Origin of the sequence: Lentzea sp. NPDC060358 (assembly GCF_042725365.1) — a bacterium.
Taxonomy (GTDB): Bacteria; Actinomycetota; Actinomycetes; order Mycobacteriales; family Pseudonocardiaceae; genus Lentzea.
This window is the reverse complement of record NZ_JBHXCW010000125.1, coordinates 1-22,803: the sequence shown is the minus strand read 5'-3', so window position 1 is coordinate 22,803 and position 22,803 is coordinate 1. Positions and strand designations below refer to the sequence as shown.

Here is a 22,803-nt window from a genome sequence, read left to right as displayed (position 1 = left end):
GACCCGCTCACACCAGGGGCACGACTCAGTCGTCGTGGTCGGTGGCGATCAGTTCGGCGATGGCGTCGAGAGCGGCGTCCGCTCCGTCCCCCTCGGCGCTGAGCACCACCTCGTCACCGTGCATGGCGCCGAGGGTCATCAGACCCAGGACGCTCGCCGCTTCCACGGCTTCGCCGCCGTCCTTGCTGATGGTGACCGTGACCGGCTGGTCGGCGGCGGCCTTCGCCAGCAGTGCGGCCGGCCGGGCGTGCAGTCCGACCTTGCTGGCCACGGTGACCCGTCGCTCGGCCATGATGGTTCCTCCCGGTAGAGCTCGTGCTTACTTCGTGTCGGTCCTGGGCTCGCGGACGTCGGTCCGCGCGGTGGCCGCCTCGTCCCGGCCGCCGACCAGGCTCTCGTCGGCCTCCGGCGACTCGTCGTCCTCGCGGCCAGGGGTCTTCAGGTTCCACTTCGTGATGACGAAGCGGAACAGGAAGTAGTACACCACCGCGTAGATCAGGCCGAGGATGATGAGCAGCCACGGCTTCTGCGCGATGTTCCAGTTCAGCACGAAGTCGATCGCACCGGCCGAGAACGAGAAGCCGTCGTGGGCGCCGAGGGCGTTCGAGATCGCCAGCGACGTACCGGTCAGGATCGCGTGGATGACGTACAGCGGCCATGCGACGAACATGAACGCGAACTCGAGCGGCTCCGTCACACCGGTGATGAACGCGGTGAGCGCGGCGGAGCCCATGATGCCGCCGATGATCTTGCGCTGGCTGGGCTTCGCGGTGTGCACGATCGCGAGAGCGGCGGCCGGCAGGGCGAACATCATGATCGGGAAGAAGCCGGTCTGGAACGTGCCGGCGGTCGGGTCGCCCGCGAGGAAGCGCGGGATGTCACCGGTCTTCTCGTTGAACTCGCCGAACTGGAACCACACGACGTTGTTGACGATGTGGTGCAGGCCGAGCGGGATCAGCAGGCGGTTGACGACACCGTAGATGAAGGCACCGATGATCGTGCTGCCGGTGACCCACTCGCCGACCGCGGTCAGGCCCGCGTCGAACCACGGGTAGACCAGGCCGAGCAGGACGCCGAGGATCGTCATCACGCCCGCGACGATGATCGGCACGAAGCGGCGGCCGCCGAAGAACGCGAGGTACGGCGGCAGCTTGATGCGGTGGTACTTCTGCCACAGCAGCGCCGTCAGGATGCCGACGACGATACCGCCGAGGACACCGTAGTTGATCACCTCGGGCTTGGCGGCCGGGTCGGTCGGCTGGTCGAGGACCAGCGGCGACATCGCCTTGAACACGCTCGTCAGCACGACGTAGCCGACGACGCCGGCGAGTGCCGTGGAACCGTCGCCGCGCCGGGCGAAGCCGACGGCGATGCCGACCGCGAACAGCAGCGCGAGGTTGCTGAACAGCGCGTCGCCCGCCGCAGCGATGACCGCGGCGACCTCGTTCCAGCCGAGACCGTCCTTGCCCAGCAGGTCGTCCTGACCGAAGCGGAGCAGAAGGCCTGCCGCGGGCAGCACGGCGATCGGCAGCATGAGGCTGCGACCGAAGCGCTGCAACGTGGCGAGGCCCTTGATCTCACGACCACCGGTTGCGGCGTCCGTGCTCATCGGGTTCCTCCCTTGGCGGAGTTGGGTCCGGAACCCGGGACGGTCCGGTCCAGTTGCATGGTCACCTGGTAGAGATCGCCCCGGTACCAGGAAGTCACGTCTTCGCAGGGCCTGCCCTCGGAGCTGGCCACCCTGCGGAACACGAGCAGCGGGCTGCCCCTGCGGACGTCGAGCGCCTTCGCGGTGTCCGCGTCGGCGGTCTCGGCCCACACGGTCTGCCGCGCGTGGTCGAGCTGAACCCCGTACTTGGCCGCGAAGAGCTCGTAGAGCGACCCGGAGAGGTCGCACCGGTCGAGCTCGGGCAGCAGGTGCGGGCTGTACCAGCCGGTCTCGAGGGCCAGCGGCGCGCCGTCGGCCATGCGCAGCCGCACGACGCGGTAGGCGTACTCGTCGGGCTCCAGGCCCAGCGAGGCCTTCGACCCCGGCGCCGCCTGGCTCGCGCTGATCACCTCGGTGCTCGGCTCGATGCCCCTGGCCTTCATGTCCGAGGTGAACGAGGCGAGCAGGTGCTGCAGGTCGTAGCGCCGCCGCGCGGTGAACGTCCCGCGCCCCTTGGCCCTCGTGAGCAGGCCTTCGGCGACGAGTTGGCCGACCGCAGCCCGCACGGTGATGCGGGAGACCCCGTACCGCTCCGCGAGGTCGCGCTCGGACGGGATCGGCGAACCGGGAGCGAGGTCCTGCTCGGCGAGCCGGCGCAGGATCTCGCGCAGCTGTGCGTGCTTCGGCTTGGGCCCCTCCACGATCTCGTGCACTCGCTCACCTCCTCGCAGTGGTACTTTCCGGTCTAGACCAGTTGGTGCGGGAGAATGCTCCGCGCACTGAGCGGGTGTCAACCGCTGTTACGGGAACGAGAGGTACGAACGTGGCTGACGAGAAGGCGCAGAAGATCATCGCCGCCCTGGGCGGCGCCGGCAACATCGTCGAGATCGAGCCCTGCATCACCCGCCTGCGGTGTGAGCTCGAGGACGGTTCCGTCGTCGACGAGAAGGCGCTGAAGGCGTTGGGAGCACACGGAGTCATGCGTTCCGGCAACGTCGTCCAGGTCGTCGTCGGTCCCGAGGCGGACACCATCGCCTCGGACATCGAGGACCTCCTGTGAGCGTCCGCGTGGGCAGCCCGGTGGCCGGCCGCGTGGTCGCGCTCTCGCAGGTTCCCGACCCGGTCTTCGCGCAGGCGATGGTCGGCCCCGGCGTGGCCGTGGACCCGGTCCGGTCGAAGGCCGACGTGGTCTCGCCGCTCGACGGCAAGGTCGTGACGCTGCACCCGCACGCGTTCGTGGTCGCCTCCGGTGACGGCGCCGCGGTGCTGGTCCACCTGGGCATCGACACCGTGAAGCGCAAGGGCGAGGGCTTCGAGCTGCACGTGGTCAAGGGCGAGGAGGTCAGGGCCGGTCAGCGGATCGTGACGTGGGACCCGGCCGAGGTCGAGGCGGCCGGGTTCGCGCCGATCTGCCCGGTGGTCGCCCTGGACGCGTCGGCGGACGTGCTGGGCGACCTGGCGCTGGACGTGGACGTGTCGGAGAACGACGCGCTGTTCGACTGGTCGCGCTGAGCCGGCGCGGGGCCGTCGTGAACGGGCCGTTCACGACAGGCCCGGACTTGGCCTGAGACGTGCCGGGCAGGACCGTGGTCCCCATGACCACGGTCCTGCTCGCTTTCCCGCTGTGCTCGTTGTGGACGGTCGCCGCCGTCCTGGGCGCACCGCCCTCGTCGTACCTGCTGGCCTGGTTCGGCATCGTGCTCGTCGTGGTCGACCTGCGGCACCACCGGTTGCCGGACGCGCTCACCCTCCCGCTGGCCGCGGGGCTGCTGCTCCTCGAGTTCCACAGGCTGGGAGCCGCCGTGCTCGCCGGGGTGGTCTTCGGTGGCGCTCATCTCGCGGTCCGGCGCTTCCGCCCGGCGCTGATGGGCGGCGGTGACGTGAAGCTCGCGTTCGGACTCGGCGTCCCTCTCGCGCTGCCGTCGCTCCTGCCTGCGGCGATCCTGTCGAGCGCGGTCACCCTCGCCCTGGCGGCGCTGCGGCGCGCCCGCACCGTGCCCCACGGACCGGGGTTGCTGGCCGCCACCTGGGCGTTGACGACGCTGTGAAAGGATTGTGAACGTGCTGCGCTGGATCACCGCTGGAGAGTCACACGGCCCCGCTCTCGTCGCCGTCCTGGAGGGCATGCCCGCCGGTGTCGAGGTGACGACCGACGACCTCGTCGCCCAGCTCGGGCGCCGCAGGCTCGGGTTCGGCCGCTCGCCCCGCATGGGGTTCGAGCAGGACGAGGTCGAGATCCTCGGCGGTGTGCGCCACGGCAGGACCCAGGGCGGCCCGATCGCCGTGACCATCGGCAACACCGAGTGGCCCAAGTGGCAGACCGTCATGTCGCCGGACCCGGTCGACCCGAGCCTGCTCAAGACCACGGGCCGCAACGAGGCGCTGACACGGCCGCGGCCCGGCCACGCCGACCTGCCCGGCATGCAGAAGTTCGGCTTCGACGAGGCCCGCCCGGTGCTGGAGCGCGCCTCCGCCCGCGAGACCGCGGCCCGCACGGCGCTCGGCACGGTCGCGCGCCAGTTCCTGCAGCAGCTGCTGGGCGTGCAGGTCCTCAGCCACGTCGTGTCCATCGGCAAGGCGGCGACGCCCGAGGACGCGGCCCTGCCCACGCCGGACGACCTGGCGGCGATCGACGCCTCGCCCACGCGCTGCTTCGACCCGCGCGGCACCGAGGCCATGGTCGCCGAGGTCGAGGCCGTCAAGGACGCCGGGGACACGGTCGGCGGCGTCATCGAGGTGCTCGCCTACGGCCTGCCGCCGGGCCTCGGCTCGCACGTGCACTGGGACCGCCGCCTCGACGCGCGCCTGGCCGCCGCCCTGATGGGCGTGCAGGCGATGAAGGGCGTGGAGATCGGCGACGGGTTCACCTCCGCCCAGCGCTGGGGTTCGCAGGCGCACGACGAGATCGACCGCGGCAGCGGCCCCGTCGGCGTCACGCGCCGGTCCAACCGCGCCGGTGGTCTCGAAGGCGGCATCACCAACGGCGAGGTCCTGCGGGCGCGCGTCGCGATGAAGCCCATCTCGACGGTCCCGCGCGCACTGTCCACCGTGGACGTGCGCACCGGCGAGGCGGCCGTCGCGATCCACCAGCGCTCGGACGTGTGCGCCGTGCCGCGGGCCGGCGTCGTGCTCGAGTCCGTGGTGGCGCTGGTGCTCGCCGAGGCGGCGCTGGAGAAGTTCGGCGGCGACTCGCTCGACGAGACCCGCCGCAACGCCCACGCCTACCTCAAGGCGCTGGAAGCCCGCTGGGAGGGCATGTGAGCCCGCGCTGCGTCGTGGTCGGCCCGCCCGGCGCGGGCAAGACCACCGTCAGCGAGCTGCTGGCCGCTCGGCTGGGCGTGGCGTTCCGCGACGTCGACGCCGACGTCGTCGCGCTGGCGGGCAAGCCGATCTCCGACATCTTCCTCGACGACGGCGAGCCCGCTTTCCGCGCGATGGAGGAGGAAGCGGTCGCCAAGGCGCTCGTCGAGCACGAGGGCGTGCTGGCGCTCGGCGGGGGAGCGGTGCTGTCCGCCGCGACCCGCGACCGGCTGCGCGAGCACACCGTCGTCTTCCTGAACGTGGGCATGGCCGAGGGCGTGCGCCGCACCGGCCTCGCGGCCAACCGCCCGCTGCTGACCGGGGTGAACCCGCGCGCGACGTTCAAGGCGCTGCTCGACGCGCGCCTGCCGCTGTACCGCGAGGTCGCGACGATCGAGGTCCTGACGGATGCGCTGGACCCGGAACAGGTCACCGACGCGGTGATCGGGGGAGTGGGGCAATGACCGAGCCGACGACCGTCGAGGTCAACGCCGAGAAGCCGTACCTCGTGGTGATCGGCCGGGGGCTGCTGGGCGAGATCACCGCGCACCTGGAGGGCACGGCCAAGGTCGCGATCGTGCACCAGCCGACCCTCGCCGAGACGGCGAAGGTGCTGGTCGAGGAGCTGAAGGCGACCGGGATCGACGCGCACCGCGTGGAGGTCCCCGACGCCGAGGACGGCAAGGACCTCGCCGTCGCGGGCTTCTGCTGGGACGTGCTCGGCAAGATCGGCCTGGCGCGCACCGACGCCGTCGTGGGCCTGGGCGGCGGCGCCGTCACCGACCTCGCCGGCTTCGTCGCCTCCACCTGGATGCGCGGCGTGCGGCTGGTGCAGATCCCGACCACCCTGCTGGGCATGGTCGACGCGGCCGTCGGCGGCAAGACCGGCATCAACACCGACGCGGGCAAGAACCTGGTGGGCACGTTCTACGAGCCCGAGGTCGTGTTCGTCGACCTCGCCACCCTGGAGACGCTGCCGCGCAACGAGCTCGTCGCCGGCATGGCCGAGATCGTGAAGGGCGGCTTCATCGCCGACCCGGTCATCCTCGACCTGATCGAGGCCGACCCCGAGGCGGCCCTGGACCCGGCCGGCGAGGTGCTGGCCGAGCTCGTCCGCCGCAAGATCCGGATCAAGGCCGACGTCGTCACGAACGACCTGCGCGAGTCGTCCCTGCGCGAGATCCTGAACTACGGCCACACCCTGGGCCACGCCATCGAACGCCGCGAGCGCTACCGCTGGCGCCACGGCGCCGCCATCAGCGTGGGCCTGGTCTTCGCCGCCGAACTGGCCCGCCTGGCGGGCCGCCTCGACGACGCGACCGCCGACCGCCACCGCTCGGTGCTGCAGCTGCTGGGCCTGCCGGTCTCCTACGACCCGGACGCCCTCCCGCAGCTGATGGAGGGCATGAAGGTCGACAAGAAGAACAAGGCGGGCGTGCTCCGCTTCGTCGTGCTCGACGGCCTGGCCAAGCCGGGCCGACTGGAGGGCCCGGACCCCTCGCTGATCGCCGCCGCCTACTCCGCGGTCGCCGCCGAGCCCACCACCGGCAGCGGGAAGGTCATGCTGTGAAGGTCCTGGTCCTCAACGGCCCCAACCTGAACCGCCTGGGCACCCGCGAGCCCGAGATCTACGGCAGCACCACCCACGCCGACCTGGTGGAGCTGTGCGTGGCGGAGGGCCGCGAGCTCGGCTTCGAGGTCGAGGTCCGCCAGACCAACCACGAGGGCGAGATGGTCGAGTGGCTGCACGAAGCCGCCGACGCCTCGACCCCCGTCGTGCTGAACGGCGCCGCCTGGACGCACTACTCGATCGCCGTGCGCGACGCGTGCTCCCAGCTCACCGCGCCCCTGGTCGAGGTGCACATCTCGAACATCCACCAGCGCGAGGAGTTCCGGCACCACAGCGTCGTCTCGGCGGTGGCGAGCGGCGTGATCGTGGGACTGGGCGTCGAGGGCTACCTGCTCGCCCTGCGCTGGCTGTCGCTCAAGAAGTAGCGCCACCCGGAGAAGCAGCCGCTCACCGGTGGCGCATCCAGAGGTTCGTCTCCTCGTAGACCCCCAGGTCGCGCTCCCGGTCGATCGCGACGAGGTCCAGCCCGCCCTCGACGACGTAGCGCCCGGTCCGCGGGAACACCGCCCCGGTCCACGACTCCCACTGCGCCACGCTCCCGGTCACCACCATCGACCGGGGCGCCGGCGCCAGGACCGAGGCGCCGAGCCGTTGGTGAGTCCGGATCCAGGGGTCGAGGTGCAGGCCGTCCTCGCGCGTCCACCGCGCGAAGTCCTCCATGGATGTCGCCGGGTGGCGCGCCTTCGACGACGGCCGCACCGGCACGACCACCCGCTCCAGCCCAGCCGCGGCGGCCCGCTCCCGCAATGCCGCCAGCACCTTCCCCGCCAGCCCGCCGCCGGTCCGGTCCGCCCGCACCGTCGCGGCCACGATGCACAGGGTGTCCGGCACGACACCGCTCTCGTGCTCGGCGACCGACGTGAGCAGCGCCCCGTCGTACCCGCCCTCGGGCAACGCCGACGTCCGGCCGTCCCAGCGCAACGCCACCGCGGTGGCCCGCGCCAGCACGACGTCGTCCTCCAGGAGCAGCACGTCGAAATCGGGGAAGTACTCGGCCACGGCGTCGCGGCACCGGCCGGACACCGGGTCGCGCAGCACGAACGCGGGCCAGCCGTCACGCAGCGCGGCCTGGGCGTCCCCCTGGAGATCGGGGCGCTCGCCGTTCGGGACGATCTCCACCAGCCGATCGTAGGAGGACCGCCGCATGCTCCACCACGTCGAACTCTGGGTGCCGGACCTGGCCAGGGCCGAGGCCACCCTCGGCCGGCTCTTCACCGCCCTCGGCTGGACCGAGCACCAGCGCTGGAGCGCCGGCGTCAGCTGGAAGCACGGCGAGACCTACGTGGTGGCCGAGCAGTCCCCGGCACTGACCGGACCACACGATCGGAGGAAAGCCGGCCTCAACCACCTCGCCCTGCACGCCGGCACCCGCGCCGACGTCGACCGGCTGACGGAGCAGGCCGTGGCCGGCGGCTGGCGGCTGATGTTCGCCGACCGGCACCCCCACGCGGGCGGCCCGGACCACTACGCGGCGTTCCTCGAGAACGAGGACGGCTTCGAGGTCGAGCTGGTCGCGCGCTGAGCCGCGCCGCTGGTCGCGTGCTGGGCCGCGCCGCTGGTCGCGTGCTGGGCTGCGCCGCTGGTCGCGTGCCGGGTCGCGCTGCTGGTCGCGTGCTGGGCCGCGCCGCTGGTCGCGTGCCGGGTCGCGCCGCCACTCGCGTGTCGAGCCGCGCCGCTGGTCACGCGCCGAGTCACGCCGCTGGTTGCGCGCCGGGCCGCGCCGCTGGTCGCGTACCGGGCCACACCGCCACTCGCGTGCCGAGCCACGCCGCTAGTCGCGCGCCGAGCCGCGGGCCGCGTCCTTGCGCGCCAAGACCCCGCCGAGCAGCATCCCGAGCCCCGCGGGCACCAGCACCAGCAGCGCCGTGAACGCCGCCCCGCCCGTCAGCGCCACCCACAGCGCCTCCTGCCCGGTCTGGTCCACGAGCAGCGAGGCCCCGATGACGCCCAGCGCGCCCGCGAACGGCCCGGCGATCAGCGCGGCGACGAACCACTGCATGCCGCGGTCCTCCAGCTCGCGCGCCGCGTCCACCGCTCCCCAGATCACGGCGGCGGCGATCAGCAGGGCGAGGGCGATCGGGCGCACCGAGCTCGCCTCGGGGCTGCGGACGGCGACTGCGGACACGCCGGTCTGCACGGCCCCGTGCAGGAGCCCCATCCACAACGCACGGACGAACCAAGGACGCATGCGGACAGCTTAGGACTGGCCGTACGCTGCGGGACATGTCGTCCTACGCCGCACGCCGGACCGCACTGCGCCAAAAGCTGCAAGCAGCGAACCTCGACGCGCTGCTCGTCACGAACCTCCTGAACGTCCGCTATCTCACCGGGTTCACGGGCTCCAACGGTGCGGTGCTGATCGGTGCGCAGGGCGAGGACCTGTTCTGCACCGACGGCCGCTACCTGACGCAGTCGGCGAAGCAGGTGCCCGACCTGCAGCGGCTCATCGACCGGCCGTGCGACCTCGCGCTGGCGAAGAAGGCGAAGGGCCGGCTCGGGTTCGAGAGCCACCACGTCACGGTCGACGGGCTGGAGCACCTCACGAAGGCCGCGGACCGGGCCGAGCTGACGAGGGCCGGTGGTCTGGTCGAGGCGTTGCGGCTGGTCAAGGACGAGGTCGAGATCGAGGCGCTGCGGATGGCGTGCGCGGCCGCGGACCGGGCGCTCGCGGCGTTGATCGGGCACGGCGGCCTGCGGCCCGGACGGACCGAGCGCGAGGTCGCCCGCGAGCTCGAGAGCCGCATGCTCGACCACGGCGCGGAGGGGCCGTCGTTCTCGTCGATCGTGGCGTTCGGCGCCAACTCCGCGGTGCCGCACCACTCGCCGACCGACGCGACGCTGCACACCGGCGACTTCGTCAAGCTCGACTTCGGCGCGCTCGTCGACGGCTACCACTCGGACATGACGCGCACGCTGGTGCTCGGCAAGCCCGCCGACTGGCAGCGCGACCTGTACGACCTGGTCGCGCGCTCGCAGGCGGCCGGGCGCGCCGCCCTGGCACCGGGGACCAAGACCGGGCGCGTCGACCTCGCGTCGCGCGAGGTGATCGAGAAGGCGGGGCACGGGAACGAGTTCCTGCACGGCCTCGGCCACGGGGTCGGCCTGGAGATCCACGAGGCACCGGCGTTGTCGAAGGCAGGTGACGGTACACTTTCGGCCGGTATGGCGGTCACCGTCGAGCCCGGCGTCTACTTGTCGGGGCGGGGCGGGGTCCGCATCGAGGACACCCTCGTGGTGCGCGAAAGCGGGCCGGAGCTCCTCACCCTGACCACGAAGGAACTCGTGGTCGTCTGACACCCCCGTCCAACACAGGAGAAATCCCACCGTGGCCACCACGAACGACCTGAAGAACGGCCTGGTGCTGAACCTCGACGGCCAGCTGTGGACCGTCACCGCGTTCCAGCACGTCAAGCCCGGCAAGGGTGGCGCCTTCGTGCGCACGACCCTCAAGCACGTGCTGACCGGGAAGGTCGTCGACAAGACCTTCAACGCGGGCACCAAGGTCGAGACCGCCACCGTGGACAAGCGCGGCATGACGTTCCTCTACAAGGACGGCGCCGACTTCATCTTCATGGACGGCGACACCTACGACCAGATCCCGGTCCCCGGCGAGACCGTCGGTGACGCCGCCGACTACATGCTGGAGAACCAGGAAGCGCTGGTCGCCACGCACGAGGGCGTCCCGCTGTACGTCGAGCTCCCGACCTCGGTCGAGCTCGTCATCCAGCACACCGACCCCGGCCTGCAGGGCGACCGCTCCACCGGCGGCACCAAGCCCGCCACGCTCGAGACCGGCGCCGAGATCCAGGTCCCGCTGTTCGTCACGACCGGTGAGAAGATCAAGGTCGACACCCGCGACGGCCGCTACCTCGGCCGCATCAGCGACAAGTCCTGATGGGTGCTCGGAGCAAGGCCCGCAAGCGCGCGGTCGACTTCCTCTACGAAGCCGACCTGCTGGGCACCGACCCGGTGACGCTGCTGGCCGAACGAGTCGGGTCCCCGGACGTGCCGCCGGTGAACGACTACACCGTCTCCCTGGTCGAGGGCGTCACCGCGAACCGCTCGCGCATCGACGACCTGATCTCGGAACACGCCGAGGGCTGGACGCTGCAGCGCATGCCGGCGGTCGACCGCGCGGTCCTGCGCATCGGCCTGTACGAGCTGCTGTGGGCGTCGGACGTGCCGGACGCCGTGGCGATCGACGAGGCCGTGGAGCTCGCCAAGGGCCTGTCCACGGACGACTCGCCGCGGTTCGTGAACGGTGTGCTCGGCCGGATCGCGGTCATCGCGGACCAGTTGCGCGCCGTTCTCTAGGCCGTGAGACCGCCGGTCACCCCGTCGGCGGGTGACCGGCGGTGCCGCGCCACCTGGCCGCGGTCCTCGTCCCCGGACTGCGGCGGGAGTCGAGGCCGGGCAAGGGGTTCACGCACGTGACCTATCGCGTGGCGCGGTGACGGATCATCGAGCCCAACCGCGCCGTTCCCCCTCGTCGATCAGCTGCCGGGCCGCGTCCCACAACGGCGCCGACGCGTCACCGATGACGGCCTTGCGCGCACGCACGTCGTCCGCGGTGACACCGGGCGTGCGCCAGGTGCCGCCCTTGGCCATCCAGTTCAGCAGCAACGGTTGCAGGCGGTCCATCGCCTTGGCGAACCGCGCTTCCGGCGTCTCGCGCGCCTCGAACTCGTCGAACAGCGCGCGCATCGCGCGACCGGCGTCCTCGGGCAGCAGGCCGAACAACCGGTCGGCGGCGGCCTCCTCGCGTTCCTGCTGGCTGGTGCCCGCCTCGGTGTCGTAGAGCGGCGTGTCGCCCGCGTAGATCTCGACGAGGTCGTGGACGACGACGAGCCTGATGGTGTGGCCGACGTCGATCTGCTCGTCGGCGTACTCGGCGAGGGTCATCACCATCAGCGCGAGGTGCCAGGAGTGCTCCGCGTCGTTCTCCCGCCGCCGCACCGCGGCGAGCGGCGACTGGCGCAGCACCGTCTTGAGCTTGTCGACCTCGATCAGGAACGTGAGCTGGTCGCGCAGCCGGGCGTCCAGCGCGGGCGGCAGCGGGTTCGAGTCGGCGAGGAGTCCCGTGTCTGAGGTGGTCACGGTGCCGGGAGAATACCCTTCGGGGACAGTCGCCGCCCGGTCGGCCGGGCGGCGGCAGGGGAGCCGCAGGGGGAGCTTTGATCGCGCAGTTCGAGCAGGAGCGCACGCGGTTGCGCGCCGTCGCCCACCGCGTGCTGGGGTCGTTCGCCGAGGCCGACGACGCGCTGCAGGAGGCCTGGCTGCGGGTCGACCGCGCCGACACGAGCGAGGTCGAGAACCCGGCCGCGTGGCTCACCACCGTCGTCGCCCGCGTGTGCCTGAACATGCTGCGCGACCGCCGCGAGCACGCGTTCGAGATGCCCGACCCGGTGATCGACACCGCCGAGGAGCCGGAGCAGCGCGCCATCGCCTCCGACGAGGTCGGGCTCGCCGTGCTGATCGTCCTCGACGCGCTCAAGCCCGACGAGCGGCTGGCGTTCGTGCTGCACGACATGTTCGCCGTGCCGTTCGACGACATCGCGCCGTTGATCGACAAGACGCCCGCCGCCACCCGCCAGCTCGCGTCGCGGGCGCGCAGGCGCGTGCAGGACCGCCCGACGCCGAACGCCGGCCTGCCCGAACAGCGCGCGGTGGTGCGCGCGTTCCTGAAGGCGTCGCGGGAGGGCGACCTGGAGGGGCTGGTGTCGGTGCTGCACCCGGACGTCGTGCTGCGCGCCGGCGCCCTGGAGGTGCTGGGCGGTCGTGCCGTCGCCGGACGCGCCGGCCTGTTCGGCAGGGTTGCCCGCACGGCCGAGATCCGCTTCGCGCTCATCGGCGGCGAGGCGGGGTTCGTCAGCCTCGTGGACGGCGTCCTGTACTCGGCGATGGCGTTCACCGTCCGGGATGGACGGATCGCCGCCATCCACGTGATCCAGGACAGGGACCAGCTGGCCGCGCTCGTTCCGTGAGCATCGAGGGGAGCAGGCCCGCACGACGAGGCGGGCCTGGGCGCGCGGCAGGTGCGGGCTCGGGCGCGGCGGCCGGTGTCCGATGTGGACTTCGGCAGGCAGCGCGACAACCCGGTCGCGCTGATGACCGTTCACGGTGCGCGAGGGGTGCATCTACGCCATCACGGACCGAGAGCACGTCCGTCGGCGGATGGCAGCGCGCCACACACACGCGCCCGCCGGGATCCCCCGATTTCAACTTTACCGAGCAGGTCCGACACGAATGGAGCAGTGGCTCCCCCGCCGTCCTCAGGGCGACTTGCAGGACGCCGGGGGAGCCACTGCTCCACGTGGAGCCGGGAGCTCAGTCTTCCTTCGCGGGCCGCGCCTCGGGCGGGAGCACGCCCCAGTCGATCAGCTGCTCGGTGAGCTCGCCCGGCGTCATGTCGTAGATGATCGCGAGCGAACGCAGGTCCTCGGTGCGGATGGAGAGGACCTTGCCGTTGTAGTCACCGCGCTGCGACTGGATGGTCGCGGCGTAGCGGGCCAGCGGGCCCACCTTCTCGACCGGCAGCTGTTGCAGCCGTTCGAGGTTGATCACGATCTTGGTGGCCGGCTCGGCACCCGAGGGCACGCGGCCCTCCGGCAGGAGCTCGGCGACGGGAACCCCGTAGAAGTCGGCCAGCTCGGCCAGCTTCTGCACGGTCACCGCGCGGTCGCCGCGCTCGTACGAGCCGACGACCACCGCCTTCCAGCGACCGCCGGACTTCTGCTCGACGCCGTGCAGGGACAGGCCCTGCTGCTGGCGGATAGCGCGGAGCTTGGCCCCCAGCGCCTTGGCGTAGTCGCCCATGTGGCGGTTCTCCGTTCATTCGCCCCGTCAGCAGTACTGGCGTGCTGCGGGGAGGCTTAGATCGATACGCAGAGTAATGATTACTCGCCGTGGTCGGCAGGTCAAGCTGATCTCGGGACGAGACGCTCGCCACGCGGGCGACACCACTCGGACGGCTGACCGTCCGCAGGTGATACGGTGCAGGTCAGCCTAGCTGTTACTAGGTGTCCGACGTCCTTTAAGGACCCGTCCAGTGAGGCGGGGAAGGAGGTCCAGCCGTGGCGTCACGTCAACGTGGCGCGACGGATCCGGCCGGGGATCGCGAGATCCTGTCGGCTGGTGACGTCGCGCGCACTGTCGCCCGAATGGCCCATCAGATCATCGAGAAGACCGCTCTCGATGCACCCAGCGCACCCGACGTCGTCTTGATGGGTATTCCCAGCCGGGGAGCCCCCCTCGCACGTCGCCTAGCCGCTAAGATCGCCGAATTTTCCGGCCGGACGGTGCACGAGGGCACGCTCGACATCACCCTCTACCGCGACGACCTGCGCCGAGGCCCCACGCGCCCGCTGGAGGCCACGAAGCTGCCCGAGGGCGGCATCGACGACAAGCTGGTCGTGCTCGTCGACGACGTGCTGTTCTCCGGCCGCACCATCCGCGCCGCGCTCGACGCCCTGCGCGACCACGGCCGTCCCCGCGCGGTGCAGCTCGCCGTGCTGGTCGACCGCGGGCACCGGGAGCTGCCGATCCGCGCGGACTACGTGGGCAAGAACCTGCCCACGGCCAAGAACGAGGACGTCGTCGTGAACCTTGAGGAGTTCGACGGCCGCGACGGAGTGGTGCTGAAGTGAAGCACCTGCTCTCCACCGACGGCCTCGACCGCGACCAGGCGATCGCGATCCTCGACACCGCGGACCGGCTGAAGCAGGCGCTGCTCGGCCGCGAGGTCCGCAAGCTGCCGACGCTGCGCGGCCGCACCGTGATCACGATGTTCTACGAGAACAGCACCCGCACGCGGGTGTCGTTCGAGATCGCCGGCAAGTGGATGTCCGCCGACGTGATCAACGTCAGCAGCTCCGGTTCCAGCGTCAGCAAGGGCGAGTCGCTGCGCGACACCGCGCTGACGCTGCAGGCCGCGGGCGCCGACTGCGTCATCGTGCGCCACCCGGCGTCCGGTGCCGCCCACCGGCTCGCGGGCTGGCTCAAGCACACCAGCACGTCCGTGGTGAACGCGGGCGACGGCATGCACGAGCACCCCACCCAGGCGCTGCTCGACGCCGCCACGTTGCGCGACCGCCTCGGCAGCCTCGACGGCCGCCGCGTCGCGATCGTCGGCGACGTGCTGCACAGCCGCGTCGCCCGGTCCAACGTGCACCTGCTCACGACCCTCGGTGCCGAGGTCACGCTCGTCGCCCCGCCCACGCTGCTGCCCGCGGGCGTGGAGAAGTGGCCGGTCGCGGTGTCGCACGAGATCGACTCCGAGCTCGCGTCGCAGGACGCCGTGATGCTGCTGCGCGTGCAGGCCGAACGCATGACCGGCGGGTTCTTCCCCAGCTCCCGCGAGTACTCGATCGCCTACGGCCTCACCGAGCGGCGCCTGAAGCTGCTGCCCGAGCACGCCGTCGTGCTGCACCCCGGCCCGATGCTGCGCGGCATGGAGATCGCCTCCGTCGTCGCCGACAGCCCGCGGGCCGCCATCACCGAGCAGGTCCGCAACGGTGTCCACGTGCGCATGGCCGTGCTGTACCACTTGCTCGCCCACGAGGAGGAAACCGCGTGAAGCCCTTGCTGCTCAAGGGAGTTCGTCCCTACGGCGAGGGGGAGCCGATCGACCTGCTGATCCGCGACGGCGTGATCGCGGAGGGCACGGACTCCGGCGCCGAGGTGATCGAGGGCAACGGCGCGGTCCTGCTGCCGGGCTTCGTCGACCTGCACACCCACCTGCGCGAACCCGGCCGCGAGGACACCGAGACCATCGAGACGGGCTCCCGTGCCGCGGCTCTCGGCGGCTACACGGCGGTCTTCGCCATGGCCAACACCGACCCGGTCGCCGACAACGCCGTCGTCGTCGAGCACGTCGCCCGCCGCGGCCAGGAGGCCGGCCTCGTCGACGTCCACCCGGTCGGCGCCGTCACGGTCGGCCTCAAGGGCGAGAAGCTCGCCGAGCTGGGCACGATGGCCAAGTCCAAGGCGAACGTCCGGGTGTTCTCCGACGACGGCCACTGCGTGCACGACCCGTTGATCATGCGCCGGGCGCTGGAGTACTCGAAGGCGCTGGGCGCCGTGATCGCGCAGCACGCCGAGGAACCGCGCCTCACCGTCGGCGCCCAGGCGCACGAGGGAGAGAACGCCTCCCGCCTCGGATTGCAGGGCTGGCCCGCCGCCGCCGAGGAGTCGATCGTGGCTCGCGACTGCCTGCTCGCGAAGCAGGTCGACGCGCGGCTGCACGTCTGCCACGTCAGCACCACCGGCACCGCGGACGTCCTGAAGTGGGCCAAGGCCCGCGGCACCAGGGTCAGCGCCGAGGTCACCCCGCACCACCTGATCCTGACCGACGACCGGCTCGCCACCTACGACCCGGTCAACAAGGTCAACCCGCCGCTGCGCACGCAGACCGACGTCGACGCGCTGCGCCAGGCGCTGGCCGACGGCACGATCGACTGCGTCGCCACGGACCACGCCCCGCACGCCGTGCAGGACAAGGACTGCGAGTGGTCGGCCGCGCGGCCGGGCATGCTCGGCCTGCAGACCGCGCTCGGCATCGTCGTCGAGACGATGGTGAAGACCGGCCTGCTGGACTGGCGCGGTGTCGCCCGCGTGATGAGCGAGAAGCCCGCCGAGATCGCCGGCCTGACCGACCAGGGCCGTCCGATCGCGGTCGGCGAGCCCGCGAACCTCGTGCTGGTCGACCCGGACGCGTCCTGGACGGTCCGCGGCGCCGAGCTCGCGAGCATCGCCGGCAACACCCCGTTCGAGGGCATGGAGCTGCCCGCGGCGGTGACGGCCACCATCTTGCGTGGCCGGGTGACCGCGGTGGCGGGGAGGATTGCGGAATGACCCGGATCCTCCTGTCCCTGGCGGTCTTCGTCTTCTTCGCCCTGTGCGTCTACGGCATGTGGCACGGCTGGAAGCGGCGTCAGCGCAAGCAGGCAGACCTCCCGGCGTTCCCCGTCACCCCGGCGAACCTCGGCGCGGCACGGCTCGCCACCACGGGCGTCTACATCGGAACGACGAACGCGGGCAACTGGCAGGACCGCGTCCAGGTCGGCGACATCGGCCACCGCGCCGAGGCCACGCTGAGCCTGGTGCCGGAAGGCATCGCGATCGAGCGGACCGGTGCCTCGCCGATCTTCATCCCGGCGGCGTCCATCCGCGACGCCCGCACCGACCGCGGCCTCGCCGGGAAGGTCATGTTCAGCGAGCAGGGGCTGCTGGTGGTCCAGTGGGAGAACGAAGGCCACCTCTTCGACACGGGCTTCCGTGGCGACGACAAGGACGTTTACGACGAATGGGTCGCGGCTCTCGGCCAGCACCCGATCAACACGGAGGGCAAGGCGTGACGAACGCGGCATTGGTGCTGGAAGACGGTCGCGTCTTCCGCGGTGAGGCGTACGGAGCGACCGGCGTCTCGCTCGGCGAGGTCGTGTTCTCCACGGCCATGACCGGGTACCAGGAAACCCTGACCGACCCCTCCTACCACCGCCAGATCGTGGTGCAGACCGCGCCGCAGATCGGCAACACCGGCTGGAACGACGAGGACGACGAGTCGTCGAAGATCTGGGTCGCCGGCTACGTGGTCCGCGACCCCGCGCGCACCCCGTCGAACTGGCGCTCCAAGCGCGGCCTCGACGAGGAACTGGCGAACCAGGGCGTCGTCGGCATCGCGGGTCTCGACACCCGCACGCTGACCCGCCACATCCGCGAGCAGGGCGCGATGCGCGCCGGCGTGTTCTCCGGCTCCGACCTCACCGACGACGCGTCGATGGTCGAGCAGGTCAAGGCGAGCGCGCAGATGGTCGGCGCGAACCTCGCGGTCGACGTCACCACCGCGAAGCCGTACGTGGTCGAGGCCGTCGGTGAGAAGAAGTTCACCGTCGCGGCCCTGGACCTGGGCATCAAGTCCAACACCCCGCGGATGATGGCGGCACGCGGCATCGAGGTGCACGTCCTGCCGCTGACCAGCACGTTCGAGGACGTCCTGAAGGTCAGCCCCGACGGCCTCTTCCTGTCGAACGGCCCGGGCGACCCGGCCACGCAGGACCACGCCATCGGTCTGACGAAGGAGGCGCTGGGCCGCAAGCTGCCGCTCTTCGGCATCTGCTTCGGCAACCAGATCCTCGGCCGCGCGGTCGGCCGCGGCACGTACAAGATGCGCTACGGCCACCGCGGCATCAACATCCCGGTCATCGACGTGACCACCGGCAAGGTCGCCATCACCTCGCAGAACCACGGGTTCGCGCTCGAGGGCACCCCCGGCGAGGAGTTCTCGTCGGAGTTCGGCCGCGCCGTGCTGTCGCACTACTGCCCCAACGACGGCACCGTCGAGGGCGTCCGGCTGCTCGACGCGCCGGCGTTCTCCGTGCAGTACCACCCCGAGGCCGCGGCCGGACCGCACGACGCCGCGCCCCTGTTCGACGACTTCGTGACCATGATGAATGAGGCCCGCTGATGCCGAAGAGGACTGATCTCAAGCACATCCTGGTCATCGGCTCCGGCCCGATCGTCATCGGCCAGGCCTGCGAGTTCGACTACTCGGGCACGCAGGCGTGCCGGGTGCTGCGGGAGGAGGGCATCAGGGTCAGCCTGGTGAACTCCAACCCGGCGACGATCATGACCGACCCCGAGTTCGCCGACGCCACCTACATCGAGCCGATCACGGCCGAGTTCGTGGAGAAGGTCATCGCGCAGGAGCGCCCGGACGCGATCCTGGCGACGCTGGGCGGCCAGACCGCGCTCAACACCGCCATCGCGCTGCACGAGCGCGGGGTGCTGGAGAAGTACAACGTCGAGCTGATCGGTGCGAACGTCGACGCCATCCAGCGCGGCGAGGACCGGCAGATCTTCAAGGACCTGGTGCGCAAGATCGGCGCCGAGGTGCCGCGTTCGGCCGTGTGCAACACGATGGACGAGGTCCGCAAGACCGTCGCCGAGCTCGGCCTGCCGGTCGTCATCCGGCCGTCGTTCACCATGGGCGGCCTGGGTTCCGGCATGGCCTACACCGCGGAGGAGCTGGAGCGGCTCGCGGCCATCGGCCTCGAGGAGTCCCCGGTCACCGAGGTGCTCATCGAGGAGAGCGTGCTCGGGTGGAAGGAGTACGAGCTCGAGCTCATGCGCGACCGCAACGACAACGTCGTGGTCATCTGCTCGATCGAGAACATCGACCCGATGGGCGTGCACACCGGCGACTCGGTGACGGTCGCGCCCGCGATGACGCTGACCGACCGCGAGTACCAGCACATGCGCGACGTCGGCATCCAGGTCATCCGCGAGGTCGGCGTCGACACCGGTGGCTGCAACATCCAGTTCGCGATCCACCCCGAGAACGGCCGCATGGTCGTCATCGAGATGAACCCGCGCGTGTCGCGGTCGTCGGCGCTCGCGTCGAAGGCCACGGGCTTCCCGATCGCCAAGATCGCCGCGAAGCTCGCCATCGGCTACACGCTCGACGAGATCACCAACGACATCACCGGCGAGACCCCGGCGTCGTTCGAGCCGACGCTCGACTACGTCGTCGTGAAGGCACCGCGGTTCGCGTTCGAGAAGTTCCCCGGCGCGGACCCCACGCTGACGACCACGATGAAGTCGGTCGGCGAGGCCATGTCCATCGGCCGCAACTTCGTCGAGGCGCTCGGCAAGGCCCTGCGGTCGCTCGAGACGAAGTCGGTCGGGTTCTGGACCCAGCCGGACCCCGGGGGCGTGACGCTCGAGTCCACGCTCAAGCAGCTGGAGCGCGGTCACGACGGCCGCCTCTACACGGTCGAGCGCGCGCTGCGCCTCGGAGCGTCCATCGAGGACGTTCACCAGGCGTCGGGCATCGACCCGTGGTTCATCGAGCAGATCGCCTGGCTCGGCACGCTGCGCACGGAGCTGCTCGACGCTCCGGTGCTCGACGAGTCGTTGCTGCGCAAGGCCAAGCGCGCCGGCCTGTCCGACCGGCAGATCTCCGTGCTGCGGCCGGAACTGGCCGGCGAGGACGGCGTGCGCGCGCTGCGGCACCGCCTCGGCGTGCGGCCGGTCTACAAGACCGTCGACACGTGCGCGGCCGAGTTCAAGTCGGAGACGCCGTACCACTACTCCGCCTACGAGCTCGACCCGAACGCCGAGTCGGAGGTCGCGGAGCAGCGGGTGAAGCCGAAGGTGCTGATCCTCGGCTCCGGCCCGAACCGCATCGGCCAGGGCATCGAGTTCGACTACTCCTGCGTGCACGCCGCGATGGCGCTGCGGGAGGCCGGGTACGAGACCGTCATGGTCAACTGCAACCCGGAGACGGTGTCGACCGACTACGACACCTCCGACCGCCTGTACTTCGAGCCGCTGACGTTCGAGGACGTGCTGGAGGTCGTGCACTCCGAGCAGCGCTCCGGCGAGGTCGCCGGCGTGATCGTCCAGCTGGGCGGGCAGACGCCGCTGGGCCTCGCGAAGCGCCTCTCGGACGCCGGTGTGCCCGTGGTGGGCACGACGCCCGAGGCGATCCACCTCGCCGAGGACCGCGGCCAGTTCGGCAAGGTGCTCACCGAGGCCGGCCTGCCCGCGCCGAAGTTCGGCACCGCCACGTCGTTCGGCGAGGCCAAGGAGATCGCCGACGAGATCGGCTACCCGGTCCTCGTGCGACCGTCCTACGTGCTCGGCGGCCGCGGCATGGAGATCGTGTACGACGAGGAGTCGCTGTCGGGCTACATCGCCCGCGCGACCGAGGTGACGCCCGAGCACCCGGTGCTGGTCGACCGGTTCCTCGACGACGCCATCGAGATCGACGTCGACGCGCTGTGCGACGGCGAGGAGGTGTTCCTCGGCGGTGTGATGGAACACATCGAGGAAGCCGGCGTCCACTCCGGCGACTCGTCCTGCGCACTGCCGCCGATCACGCTCGGCGCCTCGGACATCGAGAACGTCCGCCGCTCCACCGAGGCCATCGCGCGCGGCATCGGCGTGAAGGGGCTCCTGAACGTCCAGTACGCGCTCAAGGACGACGTGCTGTACGTCCTGGAGGCGAACCCGCGTGCGTCGCGCACGGTGCCGTTCGTGTCCAAGGCCACGGCGGTCTCGATGGCCAAGGCCGCCTCCCGCGTCATGCTCGGCGCCACGATCGCGGAGCTGCGCACCGAGGGCCTGCTGCCGGCCACCGGCGACGGCGCCCGGCTGCCCGAGCACGCGCCGGTCGCGGTCAAGGAAGCCGTCATGCAGTTCCACCGCTTCCGCACGCCCGAGGGCCACGGCGTCGACTCGCTGCTGGGCCCGGAGATGAAGTCGACCGGCGAGGTCATGGGCATCGACTCGTCGTTCGGCAAGGCGTTCGCGAAGTCGCAGACGGCGTCCTACGGCTCGCTTCCCACGTCCGGCAAGGTGTTCGTGTCGTTCGCGAACCGAGACAAGCGCGCGATGATCTTCCCGGTCAAGCGGCTCGCCGACCTCGGGTTCCAGATCCTCGCGACCTCGGGCACCGCGGAGGTGCTCAAGCGCAACGGGATCCCGTGCACCGAGGTGCGCAAGCACTTCGAGGGCGAGGGCAACGTCGTCGACATGATCCTGGCCGGCGAGATCGACATGATCTTCAACACGCCCTACGGCAACAGCGGTCCCCGTGTGGACGGCTACGAGATCCGCACCGCGGCCGTGGCCAAGGACATCCCGTGCGTCACCACGATCCAGGGCGCCGCCGCGGCCGTGCACGGCATCGAGGCGCTCATCCGCGGTGACATCGGCGTGCAGCCGCTGCAGGCCCTCCAGGCGACGCTGCGGGGTGACGCGTGAGGCCGTCGTTCGGGGAGAGACTGACCAAGGCCGTCGAGGCGCACGGGCCGCTGTGCGTCGGGATCGACCCGCACCCGAGCCTGCTCGACGCGTGGGGCCTCTCGCGGACCGCGGAGGGCCTCGAACGGTTCGCCCGCACGGCCGTGGAAGCCTTCGGCGGCAAGGTGTCCCTGGTGAAGCCGCAGGCGGCGTTCTTCGAGGCCCACGGGTCGCGGGGCGTCGCCGTGCTGGAACGCGTGATCGCCGACCTGCGCGACTCCGGCACGCTCGTGCTGGTGGACGCCAAGCGCGGCGACATCGGCTCGACCATGGCCGCCTACGCCGAGGCGTACCTGGGCGAGGGCTCGCCGCTGGCCGGCGACGCCGTCACGGTGTCGCCGTTCCTCGGCTTCGGGTCGCTGCAGCCCGCGCTCGACACGGCGCGCGCGAACGGCCGGGGCGTGTTCGTGCTCGCGCTCACCTCCAACCCCGAGGGGGAGCAGGTCCAGCGGGCCGTTGCTCCGGACGGGCGAACGGTCGCGCAGACGATCATCGATTTCGGTACCGCTCGGAATTCCGGCATTTCCCCGTGCGGCGATGTCGGTCTCGTCGTAGGGGCCACGATCGGGGAAACGGATGTGGACCTCAGCCGGTTCAACGGACCGGTTCTGGCACCCGGTTTCGGCGCTCAGGGAGGCTCCGTGGCCGATCTAAAACGGCTCTTCGGGGCCGACATGCGCAACGTCTTTCCGACTTCTTCACGAGATGTCCTCAGGCATGGTCCGGACGTATCGTCGCTGGTCAGCGCCGTGCGGAGGGTCCAGGAGAGCCTCAACTGAGACGGCGCGCCACAAGTTTTGTGTGTGGCGCGCTCACCTGGGGAAACATGTGTTGGTAGGGTCCACGCCACCGGCTGCCCCGCTGGTCACCGGCCTCATAGCACACCTAGGGTGGGCGACGAGTTGCCGGAGGCAGTGATCAGGCCGCCGGAGGGTGTTGGTACTACTACCACCCGCCGCCTCAACTCATGACCGCTGAAGATTTCTTGACTGGGTCGCGTTGTACTCAGGCAATTGCGGTCGGTACGGTCGCGGCACCGATCCGAAAAGAATCCACACCACGGAGGAAATCGTGGCTCTTCCCCAGCTTACCGAGGAGCAGCGAGCCGCAGCGCTGGAGAAGGCTGCTGCCGCTCGTCGCGCTCGGGCTGAGCTCAAGGAGCGCCTCAAGCGCGGCGGCACGACCCTGACGGACGTGCTCAAGGCCGCCGAGAGCGACGAGGTCCTGGGCAAGATGAAGGTGTCCGCGCTGCTCGAGGCCCTGCCGGGCGTCGGCAAGGTGCGCGCGCAGCAGATCATGGAGCGCCTCGAGATCGCTCCCAGCCGTCGCCTGCGCGGTCTCGGTGACCGTCAGCGCAAGGCCCTGCTCTCCGAGTTCAGCGGAGAGTGATTGGCACCGAGGCGGGGACGGGCTCTGCCCG

General features: G+C 71.0%; 27 protein-coding genes. 20 read left to right on the top strand and 7 right to left on the bottom strand.

The genetic code is table 11. The features are described 5' to 3' along the window. Nucleotides 1–25: 25 nt before the first annotated feature. Genes ACFWGZ_RS24595 through ACFWGZ_RS24585 form a run of 3 tightly spaced genes read right to left on the bottom strand, consistent with a single transcriptional unit; the run spans nucleotide 26 to nucleotide 2,361 of the window. Entirely contained in the window at nucleotides 26–292 is a 267-nt protein-coding gene (locus ACFWGZ_RS24595) for an HPr family phosphocarrier protein (RefSeq protein ID WP_382453920.1), read from the bottom strand. Between the two features lie 27 nt (nucleotides 293–319). After that, nucleotides 320–1,609: a PTS transporter subunit EIIC gene (locus tag ACFWGZ_RS24590; protein ID WP_382453919.1), complete on the bottom strand. Its 1,290-nt coding sequence runs from the start codon at nucleotides 1,607–1,609 to the stop codon at nucleotides 320–322. Next, nucleotides 1,606–2,361 carry a GntR family transcriptional regulator gene (locus ACFWGZ_RS24585; RefSeq protein ID WP_382453918.1) on the bottom strand — a complete coding sequence of 252 codons (756 nt, stop codon included), beginning with the start codon at nucleotides 2,359–2,361 and terminating at the stop codon, nucleotides 1,606–1,608. The genes ACFWGZ_RS24590 and ACFWGZ_RS24585 overlap by 4 nt, the downstream gene beginning before the upstream one ends. 110 nt (nucleotides 2,362–2,471) lie before the next feature. Between ACFWGZ_RS24585 and ACFWGZ_RS24580 the strand changes: the two genes are divergently transcribed. The 7 genes from ACFWGZ_RS24580 to aroQ all read left to right on the top strand — a co-directional run bounded on the left by ACFWGZ_RS24580 (nucleotide 2,472) and on the right by aroQ (nucleotide 6,943). Further along, nucleotides 2,472–2,708, top strand: coding sequence for a PTS glucose/sucrose transporter subunit IIB (locus ACFWGZ_RS24580; protein ID WP_330851630.1), 237 nt, complete (start codon nucleotides 2,472–2,474; stop codon nucleotides 2,706–2,708). Then, a complete protein-coding gene (locus tag ACFWGZ_RS24575) occupies nucleotides 2,705–3,160 on the top strand; it encodes a PTS glucose transporter subunit IIA (RefSeq protein WP_382453917.1) in 456 nt (151 codons plus the stop codon). The genes ACFWGZ_RS24580 and ACFWGZ_RS24575 overlap by 4 nt, the downstream gene beginning before the upstream one ends. Nucleotides 3,161–3,243: 83 nt before the next feature. Continuing rightward, a complete protein-coding gene (locus ACFWGZ_RS24570) occupies nucleotides 3,244–3,696 on the top strand; it encodes a prepilin peptidase (RefSeq protein ID WP_382453916.1) in 453 nt (150 codons plus the stop codon). A gap of 13 nt (nucleotides 3,697–3,709) precedes the next feature. Beyond that, on the top strand, nucleotides 3,710–4,909 hold the full coding sequence (gene aroC / locus ACFWGZ_RS24565) for a chorismate synthase (RefSeq protein ID WP_382453915.1): 1,200 nt from the start codon (nucleotides 3,710–3,712) through the stop codon (nucleotides 4,907–4,909). After that, nucleotides 4,906–5,412, top strand: coding sequence for a shikimate kinase (locus ACFWGZ_RS24560; RefSeq protein ID WP_382453914.1), 507 nt, complete (start codon nucleotides 4,906–4,908; stop codon nucleotides 5,410–5,412). The genes aroC and ACFWGZ_RS24560 overlap by 4 nt, the downstream gene beginning before the upstream one ends. Next, nucleotides 5,409–6,518, top strand: coding sequence for a 3-dehydroquinate synthase (gene aroB / locus ACFWGZ_RS24555; protein ID WP_382453913.1), 1,110 nt, complete (start codon nucleotides 5,409–5,411; stop codon nucleotides 6,516–6,518). Before ACFWGZ_RS24560 ends, aroB begins: the two co-directional genes overlap by 4 nt. Beyond that, nucleotides 6,515–6,943, top strand: a complete 429-nt coding sequence (gene aroQ / locus ACFWGZ_RS24550; RefSeq protein ID WP_382453912.1) for a type II 3-dehydroquinate dehydratase — start codon at nucleotides 6,515–6,517, stop codon at nucleotides 6,941–6,943. The genes aroB and aroQ overlap by 4 nt, the downstream gene beginning before the upstream one ends. A gap of 22 nt (nucleotides 6,944–6,965) precedes the next feature. On the opposite strand, the gene ACFWGZ_RS24545 is transcribed toward aroQ, so the two are convergent. Beyond that, on the bottom strand, nucleotides 6,966–7,697 hold the full coding sequence (locus ACFWGZ_RS24545; protein ID WP_382453911.1) for a Long-chain-fatty-acid--CoA ligase: 732 nt from the start codon (nucleotides 7,695–7,697) through the stop codon (nucleotides 6,966–6,968). Between the two features lie 25 nt (nucleotides 7,698–7,722). On the opposite strand from ACFWGZ_RS24545, the gene ACFWGZ_RS24540 reads away from it, so the two are divergent. Further along, on the top strand, nucleotides 7,723–8,100 hold the full coding sequence (locus ACFWGZ_RS24540; protein WP_382453910.1) for a VOC family protein: 378 nt from the start codon (nucleotides 7,723–7,725) through the stop codon (nucleotides 8,098–8,100). Nucleotides 8,101–8,349: 249 nt separating this feature from the next. Here ACFWGZ_RS24540 and ACFWGZ_RS24535 read toward each other — a convergent pair whose 3' ends face one another. After that, the gene (locus tag ACFWGZ_RS24535; protein ID WP_382453909.1) at nucleotides 8,350–8,766 is read right to left on the bottom strand and encodes a B-4DMT family transporter; all 417 of its coding nucleotides are present in this window, start codon (nucleotides 8,764–8,766) and stop codon (nucleotides 8,350–8,352) included. A 35-nt stretch (nucleotides 8,767–8,801) separates the two neighbouring features. On the opposite strand from ACFWGZ_RS24535, the gene ACFWGZ_RS24530 reads away from it, so the two are divergent. From ACFWGZ_RS24530 to nusB, 3 genes are read left to right on the top strand one after another with little or no spacing between them, the layout of a single operon-like run. After that, nucleotides 8,802–9,872: a M24 family metallopeptidase gene (locus ACFWGZ_RS24530; RefSeq protein WP_382453908.1), complete on the top strand. Its 1,071-nt coding sequence runs from the start codon at nucleotides 8,802–8,804 to the stop codon at nucleotides 9,870–9,872. A gap of 31 nt (nucleotides 9,873–9,903) precedes the next feature. Beyond that, entirely contained in the window at nucleotides 9,904–10,473 is a 570-nt protein-coding gene (gene efp, locus ACFWGZ_RS24525) for an elongation factor P (protein WP_382453907.1), read from the top strand. After that, nucleotides 10,473–10,892: a transcription antitermination factor NusB gene (gene nusB / locus ACFWGZ_RS24520; protein WP_382411878.1), complete on the top strand. Its 420-nt coding sequence runs from the start codon at nucleotides 10,473–10,475 to the stop codon at nucleotides 10,890–10,892. Before efp ends, nusB begins: the two co-directional genes overlap by 1 nt. Before the next feature lie 144 nt (nucleotides 10,893–11,036). Here the strand turns inward: nusB and ACFWGZ_RS24515 are convergent, their stop codons facing one another. Next, nucleotides 11,037–11,675: an HD family hydrolase gene (locus ACFWGZ_RS24515; RefSeq protein ID WP_382453906.1), complete on the bottom strand. Its 639-nt coding sequence runs from the start codon at nucleotides 11,673–11,675 to the stop codon at nucleotides 11,037–11,039. Nucleotides 11,676–11,752: 77 nt separating this feature from the next. On the opposite strand from ACFWGZ_RS24515, the gene ACFWGZ_RS24510 reads away from it, so the two are divergent. Continuing rightward, nucleotides 11,753–12,562 carry a sigma-70 family RNA polymerase sigma factor gene (locus tag ACFWGZ_RS24510; protein WP_382453905.1) on the top strand — a complete coding sequence of 270 codons (810 nt, stop codon included), beginning with the start codon at nucleotides 11,753–11,755 and terminating at the stop codon, nucleotides 12,560–12,562. Nucleotides 12,563–12,905: 343 nt separating this feature from the next. On the opposite strand, the gene ACFWGZ_RS24505 is transcribed toward ACFWGZ_RS24510, so the two are convergent. Then, nucleotides 12,906–13,394, bottom strand: a complete 489-nt coding sequence (locus ACFWGZ_RS24505) for a transcriptional regulator (RefSeq protein WP_030471611.1) — start codon at nucleotides 13,392–13,394, stop codon at nucleotides 12,906–12,908. A gap of 257 nt (nucleotides 13,395–13,651) precedes the next feature. On the opposite strand from ACFWGZ_RS24505, the gene pyrR reads away from it, so the two are divergent. The 8 genes from pyrR (at nucleotide 13,652) to mihF (ending at nucleotide 22,772) form a co-directional block, all read left to right on the top strand. After that, entirely contained in the window at nucleotides 13,652–14,224 is a 573-nt protein-coding gene (gene pyrR, locus ACFWGZ_RS24500) for a bifunctional pyr operon transcriptional regulator/uracil phosphoribosyltransferase PyrR (RefSeq protein ID WP_382453904.1), read from the top strand. Continuing rightward, nucleotides 14,221–15,153 carry an aspartate carbamoyltransferase catalytic subunit gene (locus ACFWGZ_RS24495; protein WP_382453903.1) on the top strand — a complete coding sequence of 311 codons (933 nt, stop codon included), beginning with the start codon at nucleotides 14,221–14,223 and terminating at the stop codon, nucleotides 15,151–15,153. Before pyrR ends, ACFWGZ_RS24495 begins: the two co-directional genes overlap by 4 nt. Next, nucleotides 15,150–16,430, top strand: coding sequence for a dihydroorotase (locus ACFWGZ_RS24490; protein ID WP_382453902.1), 1,281 nt, complete (start codon nucleotides 15,150–15,152; stop codon nucleotides 16,428–16,430). The genes ACFWGZ_RS24495 and ACFWGZ_RS24490 overlap by 4 nt, the downstream gene beginning before the upstream one ends. Then, a complete protein-coding gene (locus ACFWGZ_RS24485) occupies nucleotides 16,427–16,933 on the top strand; it encodes a transporter (RefSeq protein WP_382453901.1) in 507 nt (168 codons plus the stop codon). The genes ACFWGZ_RS24490 and ACFWGZ_RS24485 overlap by 4 nt, the downstream gene beginning before the upstream one ends. Beyond that, complete coding sequence (gene carA, locus ACFWGZ_RS24480; RefSeq protein ID WP_382453900.1) at nucleotides 16,882–18,042, top strand: glutamine-hydrolyzing carbamoyl-phosphate synthase small subunit; 1,161 nt, start codon at nucleotides 16,882–16,884, stop codon at nucleotides 18,040–18,042. Before ACFWGZ_RS24485 ends, carA begins: the two co-directional genes overlap by 52 nt. Beyond that, nucleotides 18,042–21,344 (top strand): carbamoyl-phosphate synthase large subunit, encoded by a 3,303-nt coding sequence (gene carB, locus ACFWGZ_RS24475; protein WP_382453899.1) that lies wholly within the window; start codon nucleotides 18,042–18,044, stop codon nucleotides 21,342–21,344. Before carA ends, carB begins: the two co-directional genes overlap by 1 nt. Further along, entirely contained in the window at nucleotides 21,341–22,162 is an 822-nt protein-coding gene (gene pyrF / locus ACFWGZ_RS24470) for an orotidine-5'-phosphate decarboxylase (RefSeq protein ID WP_382453898.1), read from the top strand. The genes carB and pyrF overlap by 4 nt, the downstream gene beginning before the upstream one ends. A 292-nt stretch (nucleotides 22,163–22,454) precedes the next feature. Further along, complete coding sequence (gene mihF, locus ACFWGZ_RS24465; RefSeq protein ID WP_030471603.1) at nucleotides 22,455–22,772, top strand: integration host factor, actinobacterial type; 318 nt, start codon at nucleotides 22,455–22,457, stop codon at nucleotides 22,770–22,772. Nucleotides 22,773–22,803: the final 31 nt, after the last annotated feature.

Coding starts and splice junctions, on each gene's coding strand:
- ACFWGZ_RS24595 (WP_382453920.1), bottom strand. CDS start 292: ATGGCCGAGCGACGGGTCACCGTGGCCAGCAAGGTCGGACTGCACGCC.
- ACFWGZ_RS24590 (WP_382453919.1), bottom strand. CDS start 1,609: ATGAGCACGGACGCCGCAACCGGTGGTCGTGAGATCAAGGGCCTCGCC.
- ACFWGZ_RS24570 (WP_382453916.1), top strand. CDS start 3,244: ATGACCACGGTCCTGCTCGCTTTCCCGCTGTGCTCGTTGTGGACGGTC.
- aroB (WP_382453913.1), top strand. CDS start 5,409: ATGACCGAGCCGACGACCGTCGAGGTCAACGCCGAGAAGCCGTACCTC.
- ACFWGZ_RS24540 (WP_382453910.1), top strand. CDS start 7,723: ATGCTCCACCACGTCGAACTCTGGGTGCCGGACCTGGCCAGGGCCGAG.
- ACFWGZ_RS24535 (WP_382453909.1), bottom strand. CDS start 8,766: ATGCGTCCTTGGTTCGTCCGTGCGTTGTGGATGGGGCTCCTGCACGGG.
- ACFWGZ_RS24530 (WP_382453908.1), top strand. CDS start 8,802: ATGTCGTCCTACGCCGCACGCCGGACCGCACTGCGCCAAAAGCTGCAA.
- nusB (WP_382411878.1), top strand. CDS start 10,473: ATGGGTGCTCGGAGCAAGGCCCGCAAGCGCGCGGTCGACTTCCTCTAC.
- ACFWGZ_RS24505 (WP_030471611.1), bottom strand. CDS start 13,394: ATGGGCGACTACGCCAAGGCGCTGGGGGCCAAGCTCCGCGCTATCCGC.
- ACFWGZ_RS24485 (WP_382453901.1), top strand. CDS start 16,427: ATGACCCGGATCCTCCTGTCCCTGGCGGTCTTCGTCTTCTTCGCCCTG.
- carA (WP_382453900.1), top strand. CDS start 16,882: ATGGGTCGCGGCTCTCGGCCAGCACCCGATCAACACGGAGGGCAAGGC.
- carB (WP_382453899.1), top strand. CDS start 18,042: ATGCCGAAGAGGACTGATCTCAAGCACATCCTGGTCATCGGCTCCGGC.